At 35.8% G+C, this 18261-nt stretch carries 18 protein-coding genes; 11 read left to right on the forward strand and 7 right to left on the reverse strand.

Going from position 1 to position 18261, the window contains the following annotated elements; all coding sequences use genetic code 11:
• Window positions 1–87: 87 nt before the first annotated feature.
• Window positions 88–1017 (reverse strand): alpha/beta hydrolase, encoded by a 930-nt coding sequence (locus UtA1_RS08925; RefSeq protein WP_172597857.1) that lies wholly within the window; start codon window positions 1015–1017, stop codon window positions 88–90.
• Between the two features lie 185 nt (window positions 1018–1202).
• Here UtA1_RS08925 and UtA1_RS08930 point away from each other — a divergent pair, with 185 nt between their 5' ends.
• The 3 genes from UtA1_RS08930 to UtA1_RS08940 all read left to right on the forward strand — a co-directional run bounded on the left by UtA1_RS08930 (window position 1203) and on the right by UtA1_RS08940 (window position 4124).
• Complete coding sequence (locus UtA1_RS08930; protein ID WP_096549683.1) at window positions 1203–2318, forward strand: IS4 family transposase; 1116 nt, start codon at window positions 1203–1205, stop codon at window positions 2316–2318.
• A 342-nt stretch (window positions 2319–2660) separates the two neighbouring features.
• Complete coding sequence (locus tag UtA1_RS08935) at window positions 2661–3842, forward strand: acetyl-CoA C-acetyltransferase (protein ID WP_096550757.1); 1182 nt, start codon at window positions 2661–2663, stop codon at window positions 3840–3842.
• Window positions 3843–3881: 39 nt separating this feature from the next.
• A complete protein-coding gene (locus UtA1_RS08940) occupies window positions 3882–4124 on the forward strand; it encodes a YqkE family protein (protein WP_016836889.1) in 243 nt (80 codons plus the stop codon).
• A gap of 155 nt (window positions 4125–4279) precedes the next feature.
• Here UtA1_RS08940 and UtA1_RS08945 read toward each other — a convergent pair whose 3' ends face one another.
• From UtA1_RS08945 to UtA1_RS08955, 3 genes are all read right to left on the reverse strand, one after another.
• The gene (locus UtA1_RS08945) at window positions 4280–5620 is read right to left on the reverse strand and encodes an amino acid permease (RefSeq protein WP_096550758.1); all 1341 of its coding nucleotides are present in this window, start codon (window positions 5618–5620) and stop codon (window positions 4280–4282) included.
• 464 nt (window positions 5621–6084) lie between these two features.
• Window positions 6085–6558, reverse strand: a complete 474-nt coding sequence (locus UtA1_RS08950; protein ID WP_232019825.1) for a VanZ family protein — start codon at window positions 6556–6558, stop codon at window positions 6085–6087.
• Between the two features lie 8 nt (window positions 6559–6566).
• Window positions 6567–7466, reverse strand: a complete 900-nt coding sequence (locus UtA1_RS08955; protein WP_096550760.1) for an aldo/keto reductase — start codon at window positions 7464–7466, stop codon at window positions 6567–6569.
• A 338-nt stretch (window positions 7467–7804) separates the two neighbouring features.
• Here UtA1_RS08955 and UtA1_RS08960 point away from each other — a divergent pair, with 338 nt between their 5' ends.
• A complete protein-coding gene (locus UtA1_RS08960; RefSeq protein ID WP_096550761.1) occupies window positions 7805–8065 on the forward strand; it encodes a hypothetical protein in 261 nt (86 codons plus the stop codon).
• A 726-nt stretch (window positions 8066–8791) separates the two neighbouring features.
• On the opposite strand, the gene UtA1_RS08965 is transcribed toward UtA1_RS08960, so the two are convergent.
• From UtA1_RS08965 to UtA1_RS08975, 3 genes are all read right to left on the reverse strand, one after another.
• Window positions 8792–9907 (reverse strand): IS4 family transposase, encoded by a 1116-nt coding sequence (locus UtA1_RS08965; protein WP_096549683.1) that lies wholly within the window; start codon window positions 9905–9907, stop codon window positions 8792–8794.
• Window positions 9908–10155: 248 nt separating this feature from the next.
• The gene (locus UtA1_RS08970; RefSeq protein ID WP_016836895.1) at window positions 10156–10341 is read right to left on the reverse strand and encodes a hypothetical protein; all 186 of its coding nucleotides are present in this window, start codon (window positions 10339–10341) and stop codon (window positions 10156–10158) included.
• Window positions 10342–10385: 44 nt separating this feature from the next.
• The gene (locus tag UtA1_RS08975; protein WP_096550762.1) at window positions 10386–10895 is read right to left on the reverse strand and encodes a hypothetical protein; all 510 of its coding nucleotides are present in this window, start codon (window positions 10893–10895) and stop codon (window positions 10386–10388) included.
• Between the two features lie 1200 nt (window positions 10896–12095).
• Here UtA1_RS08975 and UtA1_RS08980 point away from each other — a divergent pair.
• The 7 genes from UtA1_RS08980 (at window position 12096) to UtA1_RS09005 (ending at window position 18094) form a co-directional block, all read left to right on the forward strand.
• Window positions 12096–12638: an NUDIX domain-containing protein gene (locus UtA1_RS08980; protein WP_096550764.1), complete on the forward strand. Its 543-nt coding sequence runs from the start codon at window positions 12096–12098 to the stop codon at window positions 12636–12638.
• 96 nt (window positions 12639–12734) lie between these two features.
• Complete coding sequence (locus UtA1_RS08985) at window positions 12735–13247, forward strand: hypothetical protein (protein ID WP_096550765.1); 513 nt, start codon at window positions 12735–12737, stop codon at window positions 13245–13247.
• 64 nt (window positions 13248–13311) lie between these two features.
• Window positions 13312–13770, forward strand: coding sequence for a ferric iron uptake transcriptional regulator (gene fur, locus UtA1_RS08990; RefSeq protein ID WP_016836900.1), 459 nt, complete (start codon window positions 13312–13314; stop codon window positions 13768–13770).
• 458 nt (window positions 13771–14228) lie between these two features.
• Entirely contained in the window at window positions 14229–14372 is a 144-nt protein-coding gene (locus UtA1_RS17155) for a hypothetical protein (protein ID WP_172597780.1), read from the forward strand.
• 297 nt (window positions 14373–14669) lie between these two features.
• Window positions 14670–15572, forward strand: a complete 903-nt coding sequence (gene xerD, locus UtA1_RS08995; RefSeq protein ID WP_016836901.1) for a site-specific tyrosine recombinase XerD — start codon at window positions 14670–14672, stop codon at window positions 15570–15572.
• Between the two features lie 25 nt (window positions 15573–15597).
• Complete coding sequence (gene deoB / locus UtA1_RS09000) at window positions 15598–16776, forward strand: phosphopentomutase (RefSeq protein ID WP_096550766.1); 1179 nt, start codon at window positions 15598–15600, stop codon at window positions 16774–16776.
• 13 nt (window positions 16777–16789) lie between these two features.
• Window positions 16790–18094, forward strand: a complete 1305-nt coding sequence (locus UtA1_RS09005; RefSeq protein WP_096550767.1) for a pyrimidine-nucleoside phosphorylase — start codon at window positions 16790–16792, stop codon at window positions 18092–18094.
• The last annotated feature ends 167 nt before the right edge of the window (window positions 18095–18261 follow it).

Consider the following 18261-nt stretch of genomic DNA (forward strand, 5'->3'; position numbering starts at 1 on the left):
GCTTTATCAATCGAGGGCTTGTTTTCTTTTGTCCGAATTCAATACAAAAGAAGTATAGGAAAAGAATTTGATGCTAATCAAACCTCTCTAATATATATATTTCTCTAAGAACTCGCGAACCGTTTCTTCGTATTCTCTTGGGTTTTCATTAAATGATTGGGCATGAGCTCCCATCTCAAATAGTTTTAATGCTTTTGGGCCATTCTTCAATTCATACATTTCTTCTGTCATTTTACAAGGAATGAATGTATCTGGAATGCTATGAATAAATAGCATAGGTTTCTTAATATTTTTTACTGCTTCTTTCGGTGTGAGATGTTTAAAGCGATAGCCATCTCGGAAACGAATAAAGAAATCCGCTAAATGAATAGGAATATCAGGATTGATGCGGGTTGAATTTTTGACGATGTGACGCAACAATTCTTCAAAATCAGAAAAAGCGCAGTCCGAAATATAAAAATCTACATGATTTCCAACCGTACCTGCATATAAAATCATGGTTGCAGCACCCATCGACTCACCATGAATCCCTAATTTTGCATCTTCTCCAATAACTGAACGAACCATTTTGACAACAGCGTCTAAGTCGAACTTTTCATAATAGCCATAGCTTGTTGTCTTTCCACCGGTCTCTCCATGTCTTCGATGATCGTAAACAAAAGAATTAAATCCTAACCTTTCAAACATTCGCGCATATTTAATTGAATTTATTTTATTTTCCGTGACACCGTGACAAATAATCACAGTGTTTTTCGTAGGGCAAGGTTGTAAAAGTATGCCTTTAATTGGATAGCCGTTAGGGGAATCGATTGTAAATTCATCTCTTTTCACGTGATTATACCAGTTTTCATCAAATCGATTCGCTTTCAATTCTCGATCTAATATAAAATCGTCATCTTTCTTTTGGATGTACATAAGACGATTTGTTAATGCAAAACCAAAAATTGTAGTCAGTACACTAGCTGTCATTGTAATGAAAGTTGAAAACCAAAGAATTTTACGTTTTTTCTTTTTCATCTAGGACTCCTCCTTCGCATTTTTGATAATATGTATAAAGACAATCACTAGCATTGCACTAATTAAATCTGATGATTCAAAATACTAAGAATGTTCAATTTTTTATTGATTTCGAAACAAAAAAATCCTTTACAATGGAAGTACAGGTGGTTCCTGTCCAAATCCAATCGTAAAGGATAAACGTTATGGACAAGAATACACTAATTTCATCATTTGGTAAATGGGTTTCACCCATAAATATTCAAAAACTTAGCGAACAAGTCAAAGAATTGAAACAGGACTATTACACAAAAAAGCTGACAACAGAAGCCTATATTAAACTTTTATTGGTAGCCCAGCTGCTCGAATTTAAGAGCTTAGAGGAAATGAGTGATGCACTTGTAGACGAAGATCTTCAAAAAGCACTCGGATTTGAATCGATAAGTGCCTCTCAGCTATCCCGAAAAAACAATCAGATCAACCCACTAATTCTTGCAAATTTGTTCTTGGATCTTGTTTGGAAAATTCAACGGTACCATTATAAAACCGGAAAGAATATGCCACTGAAAATCATTGATTCAAGTACACTCCCGTTGAATTTGACCAATTATAAATGGGCAAAATTCCGTAAAACAAAAGCTGGTGTAAAGCTACACTTACGGCTCGTTTTCATGGATAAAGACACCGTCTATCCTGAAAAAGCAGTGATTACGACAGCAAAAGAACATGACCGAAATCAACTCGAAGTCCTAGTGGATGATAAAGAAGCCATGTATGTGTTTGACCGCGGTTATGTGGACTATGAACGTTTTGATCGGATGACAGATGATGGCTATTTCTTCGTTTCAAGACTGAAGAAAAACGCAGTCATTCGTGAAGTCTATACATTTTCACTTCCTGATGATTGTCACGTTCTATCCGATAAAATGGTCTACATTGGTACCACACAAAATCGTACTGAAAATGTCTTTCGTCTACTAGAAGTTATGGACACAAAAGGGAACTTACTTCGTTTCATCACCAACCGATTTGATTTAAAACCAGAAGAGATAAGTGATATTTACCGATCTCGCTGGGCTATTGAACTCTTTTTCAAATGGCTCAAGCAACACGTAGAAATTAAGCACTTTTATGGAATGAGTGAAACAGCTATTCAAAATCAAATTTTCTTAGCCCTTATCACGTATTGCTTACATGTTCTCATTCAATTGGAGATGAAAAGTAAGAAATCTCTACTTCGAATTACTCGTTGGTTAAAGAGAGCTCTGTGGAAACCAGCTTATGTTTGGTTGCGAAAATTTGATGGGCGAGCCAGTCCATAATCTCCCTTTTGTCGTTGTCGCTCTGGTTTAACTGTATATATTTACCAAATGGGCAGTGCCACCTTTCTTTAGGTTTTGTCTTTTTGGCACAAATTCACAAAAATTAATTAACAGAAAATTCTAACTATATTTATGCAATGCTAATGAAAGACAATAAATTTTGAAAAGTCGAAAATGAACGCAAATTAACAAAAAAATATTGATTATGAAACAAAATATAACATATCATTTGGTAGAATAATATTGCACGGTTTTGAATTGTTTTCTACTAATACATTTTTAGTTTCTAGGATTCACACAAAATCGTGTATACAATGTAAACTGAAATTGGGGGAGATGTTCATGTTAAATGATGTAGTTATTGTAAGTGCGGTTAGAACAGCAATAGGTTCTTTCCAAGGTTCGTTAAAAGATGTCCCTGCCACAACATTAGGCGCGATTGTCATTAAAGAAGCGTTACGTCGTGCAGGAATTCAACGGGATCAAGTGGATGAAGTCATCATGGGAAATGTTTTGCAAGCAGGGTTAGGACAAAATCCAGCTCGCCAAGCAGCAATAGAAGCGGGACTTCCAAAAACAGTTCCGGCTATGACAATTAATAAAGTTTGTGGTTCCGGTTTAAAGACGGTACACCTTGCCTCACAAGCCATTGCAGTAGGTGAAGCCGACATCGTTGTGGCTGGCGGGTTTGAAAATATGAGTCAAGCACCTTATCTATTAAAAAATGCTCGCTCCGGCTTTAAAATGGGCAATCAAAACCTAATTGATAGCATGATTCATGATGGGTTATGGTGTGCATTTAACGATTATCATATGGGGGTAACAGCAGAAAATTTAGCTTCTCAATATCATATTACGCGACAAGAACAAGATGAGTTCGCGGCACGTTCCCAAGCTCGTGCAGCAAAAGCGATTGAGGAAGGGAAATTCAAAGATGAAATTGTGCCAGTTGAAATTCCTCAACGCAAAGGGGATCCAATTATTTTCGATGCAGATGAATTTGTACGCCCTGGCACAACGGTAGAAAAATTATCCGCATTACGTCCAGCTTTCAAAAAAGATGGAACAGTCACTGCTGGAAACGCTTCCGGAATTAACGATGGTGCTGCAGCAGTTGTGGTCATGTCTAAGAAAAAAGCGGAAGAGTTAGGAATTAAACCGCTCGCTTCGATTGTGGCAAACGCTGCAGTTGGGGTAGATCCTGCGATTATGGGTATTGGTCCAGCTGAAGCTGTTCGAAAAGCTTTAAAGAAAGCTGACTTAACGCTCGATCAAATCGATTTAATTGAAGCAAATGAAGCTTTCGCGGCTCAGTCTATTGCTGTTGATCGCGAACTTCACTTTGATTCTGATAAACTAAATGTAAATGGTGGAGCAATTGCCCTTGGACATCCAATCGGTGCAAGTGGAACACGTATTTTAGTGACGCTTCTTCATGAAATGCAAAAACGAGATGTGAAGTACGGGCTTGCCACACTTTGCATTGGTGGTGGACAAGGAGTCGCAACAATTATTCAACGATAAGCTGTTGTTTCCACCGCAAAAAAGTAAGCAGGTGAGAATATGGCTAAAAAGAATAAGAACACTAATCATCAAGCAACAAATGAAGGGATTACTCTTCAAGATCAACTAGATAGCGAGTTAATCGCAAAATTAAAAGAAGCAAAGAAAGAATTAGCCGCTGAGGAAAAAAGAAAAGAGGAAGAACGACAAGCACAGCTCGAATTTGAAAGAAAACAGCGGGAGAAAAATATGAGCTTTGCAGAATTGCTTGAAAAGTATGGAGATAAAGGCTCTAAGTACTAATAAAAAGGTGTCGCAAAATAATGCGACACTTTTTTCATTTAGTGTGCTTAAAGATTGATTCGTATCTCTGTCTCGGTAATGAGTTCTTCAATCATCATACCTCAATCTACGTATCACATACATAAAAGGGAATTTCCAGAAAAAACGCCCTGCGCTTATTTTTTCTTGCGAAGGGCGTAAGTAATAAACAAAATAATAAACCAAATCGGAGTAAGTAAAACCGCTATTCTTGTTTCTTCGGAAATCAACATCACGACTAATACAGCCACAAAAAATATCAACACAATATAATTTACAAATGGTGCAAGAGGAGCTTTAAAAATGGATGTTTTATGTAAATCCGGTCTTTTTCTTAAATAAATTATATGAGTAATTAAAATAATGCTCCAAACCCAAATAAAACAGATAGCACTAATTGTGGTGACAATACTAAAAGCTGTATCTGGAATAACATAACTTAATAGAGCCCCTATTGAAACAACGATGGAAGAAATGAAAAGTGCATTTCCAGGGACAAAGTTTTTATTTAATGTTGATAGGAATTTTGGCCCTAGATGGTTCTTACTTAAATTGTACATCATCCGGCTTGTTGAAAATAAACCGCTATTTCCGGCAGAAGCGGCTGATGTTAACACAACGAAATTGATAATGCCGCTAGCCAATGGAATTCCCGCCAAAGTAAAGACTTGTACAAACGGGCTATTGGTAGCACTTAATTCAGTCCAAGGATTAATGCATAAAATGACAAAAATTGCTCCTACATAAAACAGCAATATACGAATGGGAATTTTATTGATAGCAGAGGGTATATTTTTTTCGGGATTCGAAGTCTCCGCTGCTGCTACCCCCACAAGTTCAACCCCTACAAAAGAGAATACGACCATCTGGAATGCAAAAAGGAATCCAATCATACCATTTGGAAAAATTCCACCATGACTCCAAATATTGCTTACTGACACATGACCAGTATCCGTTTCAAATCCAATCATGATTAAGAAAATACCGATTACAATTAAAGCAATAATCGTAATTACTTTAATAATTGCAAACCAAAATTCCAACTCTCCAAATAGTTTTACAGTTAATAGATTCAATAAGAGCAATAAAATAATCGCAATCAATGTTGGAATCCATTGAGGGATATCGAACCAATAACGAACATATACACCAACAGCAATCACATCAGCCATCGCTGTCATAATCCAGCAGAACCAATATGTCCATCCTGTTACATACCCTGCCCAAGAACCTATATAATCTGTAGCGAAATCGGTAAAGGATTGATACCCAGCATTGGATAACAGCATCTCTCCTAGGGAACGCATCACAAAAAATAGGGCAGTCCCAACAATAAGATAAACTAATAAAATGGATGGACCTGCTTTAGAAATTGCAGCACCAGATCCTAAAAACAGTCCGGTACCGATTGTTCCCCCGATTGCAATTAATTGTACATGCCTGTTTTTTAATTCTCTTTTTAATTCTTTCTGTTTCATCTTGTTGCCCCCAAGACTCGTTAACTAGGAAAGGAATGACAATTTGCGCTTTCCTAATCTTAGTTATCACTTTTATTAAACAAAATCATCATTTTTTTTGATGGTAACTTCAAAAGTTTATCAATAAACTATTTTTCTTTCAATATCTTATATCGAAATAGAATTCGTAAACGTAATTTTGAGTAGAAAATACCAACGAGAGCAGAATTTTTAACAAGGTTTTGACACTGCTCGTATTATCATCCCGGAACTAACAAGAGCTCAAGCGGTAAAAGTAATAAACATGCTTTTCAAACGAGGGCCATTAACTAATGTAGAAACTCCAACGTTTTCAGATGTTCCAAAAACCCATTGGGCGTTCAGCGAAGTGGAAGAAGCAGTAAGAGAGCAGATATATAATTAGATGATAATAGATAAAAAGCAAAACAACCTAGCAAATAGAAGCTAGGTTGTTTTTTGGCAATCTAATAAGATTTTCGATTCAACAAATATTTTATAAAAAAATATATCTTTAGACAAAAAATAAAAGTAATGGCACCTGCCGTATCAATTAAAACATCATCAAACACACCAGTACGTCCATCTACGAAAGTTTGGTGATATTCATCTAACATGGCAATGAAGAATGTAACTAAACAAGAAATAACCGCTGCAAATGTCCATTTCAATCGACGAAATAGCAAATATAAGAGCACGGCAACGATTCCATAGCCAATAAAATGCAATGCTTTACGAATCAAAAATTCAACGAAATAATAATATCCACGGGTTTCGACAGAAATCGTTCTCCCCCAATATGTTACTTCAATTTTACTTAACAAGTCATAAAAAGGTTGGTTGCTTAGAAGCACTCTTAATTCAGGAACAATAGTCTGCTGTTCATAAGGCATGCTAGAAAGATAATATAAAATGATTAGCGAAGTGATGACGAAAAACAAATATTTCTTCATCGGTGATCAGTATATATTTCTTGTTTTGTAATACTTTGAATAAAAGAAATGTCGGTGATGTTTTGAGCTTCTTCATAAGCCTTCATATTTATCAGCAGCTGTTCCTTTGTTCTTGCTCCAACAACAATGGATGCTACAGCAGGTTGACTCAAATTATAAGCAATCGCAGCAGGGTGAACCGATCCGTATTGCGATTCAATTTTTTCTAAAATAGAGACAAGCTCTTCTTTCGAGTAATTCAAATAGGAATCGACTTTTTCCACTCGTTTTTTCCACTCATCCGTCAATAATCCCTTTGCAATGGAACCTCGTGTAACAATCGAAACGCCTTTTTCTTCAAAGAAAGGTAGCCATTCCTCTGGTCGTCTATCCAAAATGCTATATTGCATCATATTGGATACGGCTTGGCTGCGTTCAAAAAAGGATTGAATAACATTTGGACGAATGGAAGATATGCCGTACTCCCGAATGAGTCCTTCCTTTTTTAATTTCTCAAAAGTGTCGATGATGTCATCCCATGGATCGTCGATAGTGCCGCCATGAAGTTGATATAAATCAATATAATCGGTTTTTAATCGGCGTAAACTTTCTTTTACTCCTTCTTCAATATGTTCTTTTGATGCATCCCAATACCAGCCATCACCGTTAACATTCCAGCGATTTCCGACCTTTGTAGCAATGAATACTTGGTCTCGATAGGGTTTTAACAGTTCACCGACAATTTCTTCATTCATGCCTTTATTATATAAATCAGCTGTATCAAAATAATTAATGCCACATTCGATAGCCGTTTCAATTACTGGTTTTGCTTCTTCTAAGTTTGTTGGAAGGGACATGCACCCTAAACTGATTTCGGAAATTTCAAAAGCACTTGTACCTAATCTACGTTTTTTCATCGAATCCCCGCTTTCTTTCTTACATTTACTCAAACGATTGGATATAGAAAAATTATCATAAAACATGCTCAAAATCTAGTAATATCAAGGAATAGAGTATGCCAATACTTGGAATAAAACAACAATCTATTGTGGTATATTTTACAAATTTATAATTAAATGTTAGAAGGTTTTATAGACTACAACATTGTTTAGACTTTCGGAAATCTAATTAAATGGTATTTTTCGTTGTCTGTAAACGAAATGCATCGTTGGTGATGGGAAAAATATCCAACACTTACCTCCAAAATCTTCACAAAAAATGATAAAATATACAAAATTTTAGAATGGTGGGGGTTATGAAATATCTATTAAATATTAGTTTGTTATTGATTGTGATGTTGGTAGGTTGTGAATCGAATTTTGATAATCGTGTTAGTGAGGTTGAATATGCAAAAGAAATCATACACGAAGAACTAGATAATGAAAAGGATACTGAAGAACTAGATAAAAGATTTCAATCACGATTTCCAGACGCTAATGTATATAATAAGATTTGGTTTGATGTAACAAATGATGGCGTTGATGATCTAATCATTGTGTTTGACACGAATGATTAAAAAACAAATTTTGCTGTACTGACAGAAGGAATGTTTAATGCGCTATCTTTCAATGATATGAATAGCGATATTGTTTTTAGTAAAGGTAGTGAGTCAATAAAATTATTAGAAAATCCGAATCGGTTGTTTTTTTTCCATGCATGATAACAAGAAAAAATTTGATTTTGAACTTGAAGTAACAGTTGAATATGACAAAGAGAAAAATGATTCGAATATTGTAATAAAATCCATTGATTAACGATATTCTTGTTTTTATTTTCGATATTGCAGTTAAACTTTTCGATTTCAGTCCATTCTCTTTGCAGATATCATAAATGCTATTAGTGGAATGGGAAGATTATCTTGATTGGGCATGAAACAACAAGACATTCAAAATATTAATCTTTTTCATTCATAGTGTTTTGCCTTCGCGAGAAATCGAAGTTCCAACTACCTTGCGATTGGTGGTATCGGTGTTTTTTTAGTCATTACTTATTATAATCCTAAACCTTAAAAATGGAAGGCGACCCTATAGAGTGTGAGGTGCCTTTCATTTAATATATCTTTTCGGCTACAACAAAATTCAGAAAATATATAATTTCATTAGCATTGCATAAATATAGTTAGAATTTTCTGTTAATTAATTTTTGTGAATTTGTGCCAAAAAGACAAAACCTAAAGAAAGGTGGCACTGCCCATTTGGTAAATATATACAGTTAAACCAGAGCGACAACGACAAAAGGGAGATTATGGACTGGCTCGCCCATCAAATTTTCGCAACCAAACATAAGCTGGTTTCCACAGAGCTCTCTTTAACCAACGAGTAATTCGAAGTAGAGATTTCTTACTTTTCATCTCCAATTGAATGAGAACATGTAAGCAATACGTGATAAGGGCTAAGAAAATTTGATTTTGAATAGCTGTTTCACTCATTCCATAAAAGTGCTTAATTTCTACGTGTTGCTTGAGCCATTTGAAAAAGAGTTCAATAGCCCAGCGAGATCGGTAAATATCACTTATCTCTTCTGGTTTTAAATCAAATCGGTTGGTGATGAAACGAAGTAAGTTCCCTTTTGTGTCCATAACTTCTAGTAGACGAAAGACATTTTCAGTACGATTTTGTGTGGTACCAATGTAGACCATTTTATCGGATAGAACGTGACAATCATCAGGAAGTGAAAATGTATAGACTTCACGAATGACTGCGTTTTTCTTCAGTCTTGAAACGAAGAAATAGCCATCATCTGTCATCCGATCAAAACGTTCATAGTCCACATAACCGCGGTCAAACACATACATGGCTTCTTTATCATCCACTAGGACTTCGAGTTGATTTCGGTCATGTTCTTTTGCTGTCGTAATCACTGCTTTTTCAGGATAGACGGTGTCTTTATCCATGAAAACGAGCCGTAAGTGTAGCTTTACACCAGCTTTTGTTTTACGGAATTTTGCCCATTTATAATTGGTCAAATTCAACGGGAGTGTACTTGAATCAATGATTTTCAGTGGCATATTCTTTCCGGTTTTATAATGGTACCGTTGAATTTTCCAAACAAGATCCAAGAACAAATTTGCAAGAATTAGTGGGTTGATCTGATTGTTTTTTCGGGATAGCTGAGAGGCACTTATCGATTCAAATCCGAGTGCTTTTTGAAGATCTTCGTCTACAAGTGCATCACTCATTTCCTCTAAGCTCTTAAATTCGAGCAGCTGGGCTACCAATAAAAGTTTAATATAGGCTTCTGTTGTCAGCTTTTTTGTGTAATAGTCCTGTTTCAATTCTTTGACTTGTTCGCTAAGTTTTTGAATATTTATGGGTGAAACCCATTTACCAAATGATGAAATTAGTGTATTCTTGTCCATAACGTTTATCCTTTACGATTGGATTTGGACAGGAACCACCTGTACTTCCATTGTAAAGGATTTTTTTGTTTCGAAATCAATAAAAAATTGAACATTCTTAGTATTTTGAATCATCAGATTTAATTAGTGCAATGCTAGTGATATAATTTATTTATATCAAAAAACACCCTCTAAACCTTTTTAGTCTCAACTTTCTTTCAAAATAGTCAATCATACTTTCCTCCCTTCTACAATTGTTGAAGTAGATATCATCGCTCATCATCTAAATCATTATCAAAAAATGATTTTTTCTTTTCCTCTGTAATACCAAATTTCTTCTCAATTGCTTGTCCAACGATTGAACTGTTAATCCCTCTTCTAACTGCAGTTTCGATAACAACAAAAAGAATTATTAAACTAACTATATATAGAATTATTGAAGCCATAGGTATCACAAAAATCCCTCCATCGTCATTTTGTTAAATCCACTAATAGCATCTTATTTAATGCTTAAACTCTTAATCGAAATAAATAATTTTCCTGCAGAATTCATAATTGTATCCCTAATCCATTGGAGTTCATTCATAGTAGTAATTTTTGCCCGTACGGAAACTTCTGTTTTTTCACGGAGAATGCTATCAATTTCAAATTGACTTTCTAGTAACATATCTAAAAATATCTGTAATTTATTCTCTCTTTTTTTCCCGATATAAAATATAATTTTAATTTTATATTTTCTTTCGGAAAGTAAATACTGATTCAATGCCCAAATGTAATTTTTTGTTTTTTCATCAAAGTGACTGGGATCACTAAAAATTTTTGCTTGTCCACAGTGCTGGCAAATGGCTGAGTAGCGAACATGATATACACCAATACCTGGCTCTTCAACATTTACATATACTTCATAAGGAATGAACACATCATAGGTACAGAAACTGCAAATAATTGGCTCATCAAAAATCGTAATTCGGCTTTTTAAGGGACGTAAAGACTCATCTGTTCTGCTCATTTTTTATCACTTCCGTGTACTCAATAATCGATATGTGTTTTTGCAAAGAATGGTCATACCGAAATTTTTCTTGAAACAATCGAATATCACCACAAGATGTACAGGTAAAAGATTGCAATGTCAGTTTCTCTTTTTCATCCTTATTGAAAGTTACTCTATCCAAATAAACCTCGCGATGTGTAAATTCATTGTTTTGGCAAAATGAACAAATCAGTTGTTGATTACGAATTTTTATTTGATAAATGCCTTTTTCTTCTAACCATCTTTTCACTCCTACACAAAACCTATACTTTATTTTACCGTATTTTGAATAATTTGGATTTCTAGTGATGTAAAAATAGAATCTAAGGCTTTCAAGTGTTAAAACTCATATGAATGTATAAAACTACCTAAATTACTGTAAAAGTGGGATCTAGAAGACGATCACTGTTTTATGAATTTGCGACAAAGCAAGTTCTATTAACAAAATAGTACCCAGAATGAGTTTAAATACAATCTACCAAAAAATTATAAATTTCCAAATAATATAATAAAGAAAATTCTGAATCCATATAATCCGGTTTTGGGGTTTTATGTTTTGCAAAATGCTTTTCAATTAAAGAACTAATAGTTATAGAAAAAGTTATCAGAATAAATTGCTAAGAATCTAGTAAATGTCAAGGGGGGGCGGTTAGGGGCTATTCACTAACCCTAATTTTTCCCCAGTTATACCTAAGTTTTCGATAGGTTTACTACCACCAAACCATTATAAAGGATTTTTTTATAGAAAAATATAGTTACAGAAAATTCAGATTTATTATGTCTATTGATATTTTTTATGCGACACTAGTGTAGAAAATTAAATTAAAAATAGCAAATTTAAAATATAAAAATCCAACTAGCGATTATTTTAAAGCCTTTAATATGACCATTAGCAAAAAATAATAATAGGAAATAGAAAAAAGGATAATCAGAGCGAGCTCATAATTCTTCTTTTTTTCATATTGATGCCCATGTAATAACCCCTAACAAACCCAAAACAATCCTAACGAACCCCAATATCATTCTGTTTTATGCTTTATTTTACCATCTTCATCATTTTAGGGAATCTTGAAAAAATTTGATGATTCGCTTTTGGCGCTTTCCGATATACAAATTGCTTTTCATTTAAAGAACTAATGGTACAATGAATTCAGTATGAAGGACAAGCGAGGAATTAGTATGAAAAAATTTGAAGAAAAAACGATTCATTCGACAGAAATTTTCAAAGGGAAAGTAGTTTCTTTAAAAGTAGATGATGTTTTATTGCCGAATGGAAAGCAGTCGAAGCGAGAAATTATTCATCATCCTGGAGCAGTTGCGATTATTCCAATTACCAATGAAGGAAAGATTGTTTTAGTAGAACAATATCGAAAAGCGTTGGAACGTTCAATAATTGAAATTCCAGCAGGGAAGTTGGAACGAGGAGAAGATCCAGCCGTCTGTGCACGAAGAGAATTGGAAGAGGAAACAGGTTATGGTGCAAGAGAATTGACATATATTCAATCGTTCGCAACATCCCCTGGATTTGCAAATGAAATCATTCATCTTTATGTGGCAAAAGATTTATATAAAATAGAAGAAAAACGAGAATTGGATGAAGATGAATTTGTATCCATCATAGAAGTAACGTTAGAAGAAGCGGAAGAAATGGTGAAAAACCAGCAAATCTATGATGCGAAAACAGCATTTAGCGTGCTTTGGGTAAAATTAAACGAAATGTAAAATTATGAAGAGCGAAATTTTGATAGAATTTACTAAAATTCGTACTAATAAACCCCGTGGACGAGCATAAGCTGTAACAACGAAAGGAGAATGCTTATGTTTCGTTCCGTACAAGTTATTCAATATGGATTTTTACTAGCAATAGGTTTTGTCAGTGGGGTTATTTGTTTCCAAGCTTTTTCTTTGGACAAGTCTATGAATCTTATTAAGTTAGTGGATCCGCGTGTGTTAGAACTATCAGATGTCACTATGTGGCAAACGATATTACCAATTGTTGCATGGGGATTATTTGTATTATTTTTTACAACTCACCCATATCTCCATTTTTTTGCTAGACTAGTAGTAGCAGTAAAGGCCACATTTTTTGGTTTCGGTTCGGTATTTTTGTTAACTCAACAAGAATCGATTCTTGTCTATAGTGTTTGGTGGTTTCCATTTCAGCTAATTTATTGTATCTTACTATTAGCGCTATGTTCTGTATTTGGAACTAGAAAAGTAGGGCCGAATCGTAAGTTTGTTTTTAATAAACATTTATTTATTACATTAATGGTTGCTTTTACAGTGATGTGCGTTGGGGAAATGTTCGTTATTTCATCTATCATTAATTAGTCCCCTAATCTTGTAATTAATTTTAGACTTTTGTTATAATGGAATGTGTTTAGGAGGGCGTCATATGGAAAGCCGTATTGATCGTATAAAAAAGCAATTACATAGTGCTGGCTATAAACTGACGCCACAGCGTGAAGCGACAGTTGCAGTACTATTAGAACATGAAGAGGATCATTTAAGCGCAGAAGATGTATATCTATTAGTAAAAGAAAAAGCGCCTGAAATTGGTCTAGCTACCGTGTACCGCACTCTAGAATTATTAACAGAACTAAAAATTGTCGATAAAATTAATTTTGGAGATGGCGTTTCCAGATATGATCTTCGACAAGAAGGTGCAAAACATTTCCATCATCACTTAGTATGTATTGAGTGTGGTTCAGTAGATGAAATTCAAGAAGACTTATTAGAAGAAGTAGAAATGGTAGTAGAAAAGCGATGGAATTTTATCATTAAAGACCATCGTCTCACATTCCATGGAATTTGTCATCGTTGCCAAGAAAAACATGATCATGAAGATGAGTAATCCCTAAATAGGTGATCCCTATTTAGGGATTTTTTGGTGCGCCCGGCATGTACATGAACTATAGGGTGTAAGTCCCGAACCCCGAAGACAGAAGTAGAGGTTAGCCAAGAGCAAGGGTGTCCGTGGTGACGCGGAATCTGAAGGAAGCTGGAGGCAAAACACCGGTCCGAGGAACACGAACCTCATATAAGGCTAGGTATGATTGAGTGAGTTTGCCAAACAAAACAAAGCTCTTTCTGTCGAAGGTCATATCGAGTAAATGAGGCGGATAGATGGTGTGAAAGTGCATGTACTTACCCGGGGAGGTCTGGCGGATAGGTGAAGTACGCTTCATAACCTACTTAGTGATAAGTAGCTGAACCGTCAGAAGTCAGCAGAGGTCATAGTATTAGTTGGTCTAGAACAACTGAGAAGGACCGAACAATTAAGAGAGAATAGCCCTTGGCATTCAGTGAGTCATGATGAACACAGAAAACGTAGTACCTCACTTGAGGAAGGAAGCGGTGAATCCCGTGGGAGACCTCTTGGAGGGTGGAGTGACCACTGGCATAAGAAGACAAGCTATTCACGGAAGTTATGAAAACTTGCGTCAATTATCTTAATTGAACCGCCGTATACGGAACCGTACGTACGGTGGTGTGAGAGGACGGGAGTTAATCGCTCCCTCCTACTCGATTCGAATAATCGTTAGAAATTCAAATGCTTTCGACATCCGTTGAAATACTTGCAGAATTGTAAAGTTTGCACGATTTTTCGTAATAAAATGCAGAATGATGATTATAGAGAATATCAATTATTTAAGATTTCTTGCATCTGATTCCTAATAAAAAAATGTTAAATCTTGTATGCTTTCATAAAAATCTCTATCATTTTATATAAAGGAAGGGACAGGTGAGAAAATGAAAGAAGCGCAAGAAGCCGTCCTAGATTATCTCCATTTTCTAAGAGTAGAACGGCAATATTCTGAAAATACGTTAGCATCTTATAGAAGGGATTTAGAAGATTATATTGAACATTTACATAAAGGGCAAAAATTAGAGCGGTTAAATGATGTTGATCGTACTAGAATTCTAGTCTATTTGGAGCATTTAAGGGATAATGGCAAATCTTCTCGAACGATTGCCCGCCACATTTCATCAATCCGTTCATTCCATCAATTTTTATTAAGGGAAAAAATCACTGATCATGATCCTACAGTACATTTGGAAATGCCTCAAATTGAAAAGACATTGCCGAAAGTGTTATCCATTGCAGAAATCGAAGCATTAATACATGCACCTGATCGTTCAAAACCCCAAGGCATCCGTGATGTGGCTATGATTGAATTGCTCTATGGTACGGGTATGCGGATTAGTGAATGTATTGAACTTAATTTAGAAGATGTGCATTTATCGATGGGATTTGTGCGCATTTATGGAAAAGGTGGAAAAGAGCGAATTGTTCCTCTAGGAAAGAGCGCACTTTATGCATGTGAAACATATTTGCAACAAGCTCGCCATCTGTTGCAAGGGAATTATCCAAAAACAGATGCGTTCTTCATTAACCGTAGAGGGAAACGTTTAACGCGGCAAGGATGTTGGAAACTACTGAAACAGCATGCTTTAGCTGCAAATATCAAAAAGGAAATGACTCCCCATACTTTGCGGCATAGCTTTGCTACACATTTAATTGAAAACGGAGCGGATCTCCGCTCGGTACAAGAAATGTTAGGACATGCGGACATTTCTACAACACAAATTTATACACATATTAGTAAAACAAGACTTTCAGAAGTATATAAGCAATTCCATCCTCGTGCGTAGATTGTTAATGATAAGGAGGAAAAAAATGAAACCATTTAAAAGAATTCATTTAATCGTATTGGATTCAGTAGGAATTGGGGAAGCACCAGATGCAGAAAAATTCGACGATGTTGGAAGCGATACGTTAGGTCATATAGCAGAAGAAATGAATGGGTTACGCATGCCCAATATGGAGGCGTTAGGTTTAGGAAATATCCGAGAAATAAAAGGTATAAAAAAGGTTTCTAGACCGAAAGCCTATTACGGAATGATGCAAGAAGCTTCAGCAGGAAAAGATACGATGACCGGTCATTGGGAGATTATGGGGTTACGAGTAGATCAACCTTTTAAAGTATATCCAAATGGTTTCCCGGATGACTTAATTAAGCAGCTAGAAGAGAAAACGGGTCGGAAAGTAATTGGGAATAAACCTGCAAGCGGAACCGCCATTATTGAAGAACTAGGACAGGAGCATATGGAGACGGGAGCAATTATTGTCTATACATCCGCTGATCCAGTTCTTCAAATTGCTGCCCATGAAGACATTGTCCCATTAGAAGAATTATATAAAATTTGTAAAATTGCACGAAATCTTACTCTAGAGCCGGAGTATCTAGTTGGGCGTGTGATTGCTCGACCTTTTGTAGGAACACCTGGAAACTTTACTCGCACTGCGAATCGACATGATTATGCAATCAAGCCGTTTGGAAGAACGACGATGAATGAACTTAAAGATCATGGTTTTGATGTGATTGCCCTTGGGAAAATTTCGGATATCTATAACGGTGAAGGGGTAACGGAAGCCATTCGCACGAAAGATAATATGGACGGAATGGATAAATTAGTAGAAGCGGTAAAACGAGATTTCCACGGATTAAGTTTTTTAAATTTAGTAGACTTCGATGCGTTGTATGGACATCGGCGAGACCCAATTGGTTATGGAAAAGCGTTGGAGGAATTCGATCAGCGATTACCAGAAGTGCTCGAGTTGTTAAAAGAAGACGATTTACTCATCATTACGGCAGATCACGGAAATGATCCAACCTTTAAAGGAACAGACCATACTCGTGAATATGTACCATTGCTCGTATATTCGAAAAGATTCAAAGAAACAGGAGATTTAGGTTTGAGAAAAACTTTTGCGGACATTGCAGCAACAATTGCTGAAAACTTTAATGTTCCCGCACCGGCGAATGGTACGAGCTTTTTGTCTAATTTAATTTAACGGGGTGAGTCAAATGAGAATGGTGGATATTATTGAGAAAAAGAGAGATGGGAAGGAGCTTTCAACAGAAGAAATTCAATTTTTTGTCAAAGGATATACAGAAGGTTCAATCCCAGATTATCAAGCTGCAAGTTTACTGATGGCCATTTATTTTCAAGATATGACAGAAAGAGAACGAACAGATTTAACAATGGCGATGGTAGAATCGGGGGATACCATTGATTTATCTGCCATACAAGGAGTTAAGTGTGATAAACATTCTACAGGTGGTGTTGGAGATAAAGTGACTATTTGTTTATCTCCTATGGTGGCTGCTTGTGGAGTTCCAGTTGCGAAAATGAGTGGACGTGGGTTAGGACATACTGGTGGAACGATTGATAAACTTGAATCTATTCCTGGTTTTCAAGTGGAACTATCTAGCGGCGAGTTTATTCAACAAGTCAATAACATCAAAATGGCAGTTGTTAGCCAAAGCGGAAATTTAACGCCCGCGGATAAAAAAATCTATGCTTTAAGAGATGTGACAGGTACCGTACCTAGCATTCCTCTCATTGCGAGTTCCATTATGTCCAAAAAAATTGCGAGTGGTGCTGATGCCATTGTTTTAGATGTAAAAGTCGGTGAAGGGGCATTTATGAAAACGGTCGAAGAGGCAGAAAAGTTAGCCCATGCAATGGTGAAAATCGGCAATCAATTAGGAAGAAGAACGATTGCTATTTTATCCGATATGAGTCAACCGCTCGGCTATGCTGTCGGAAATGCCCTTGAAGTAAAAGAAGCAATTGAAGTGCTAAAAGGGAATGGCCCGGAAGATGTAAAAGAGCTTTGTTTAACCCTTGGCTCACAAATGGTTTATCTTAGTGGCAAAGCACAAACCCTAAAAGAGGCTAGGACGAAGATGGAAAATGTATTAGCAAACGGAAAAGCATTGGAAGTGTTTAAAGCATTTATTGCTTCTCAAGGTGGAAATCCATCAATTGTGGATGACCCAACTTTATTACCACAGGCAAAATTTCAAGTTGAGATTCCAGCAACTGAGTCAGGTCATGTAGAAAAAATAATTGCCAACGAAATCGGTGTAGCCGCTATGCTTTTAGGGGCTGGAAGGGCAACAAAAGATTCCGAAATTGATTTATCTGTTGGAATCGTGTTAAATAAAAAGGTTGGAGACTATGTTGAAAAAGGTGAACCACTAGCAACGATCCATTCAAACCGAGAAAATATCAATGAGATTAAAGAAAGAATATATTCGAACATCTTCATATCGAATCAAAAAGTAGAAGCTCCTTCTTTGATTAAAGGGATTGTTACAGAATGAAACTTTTGCATGTAGTAATACACGCAAAATGAATAGACGATTTAAAAAGAGTGAATGGTGAGTTTTCCAATTCGCTCTTTTTCGTTTTCTTGCAATTTATGATGGTTATGAGCAAAAGGGTTCGATAGACTTAATTTAAGAGACTAAAAAGTTCTAAATTTTTCATA

The organism is Ureibacillus thermosphaericus (genome assembly GCF_002370195.2).
Classification (GTDB): domain Bacteria; phylum Bacillota; class Bacilli; order Bacillales_A; family Planococcaceae; genus Ureibacillus; species Ureibacillus thermosphaericus.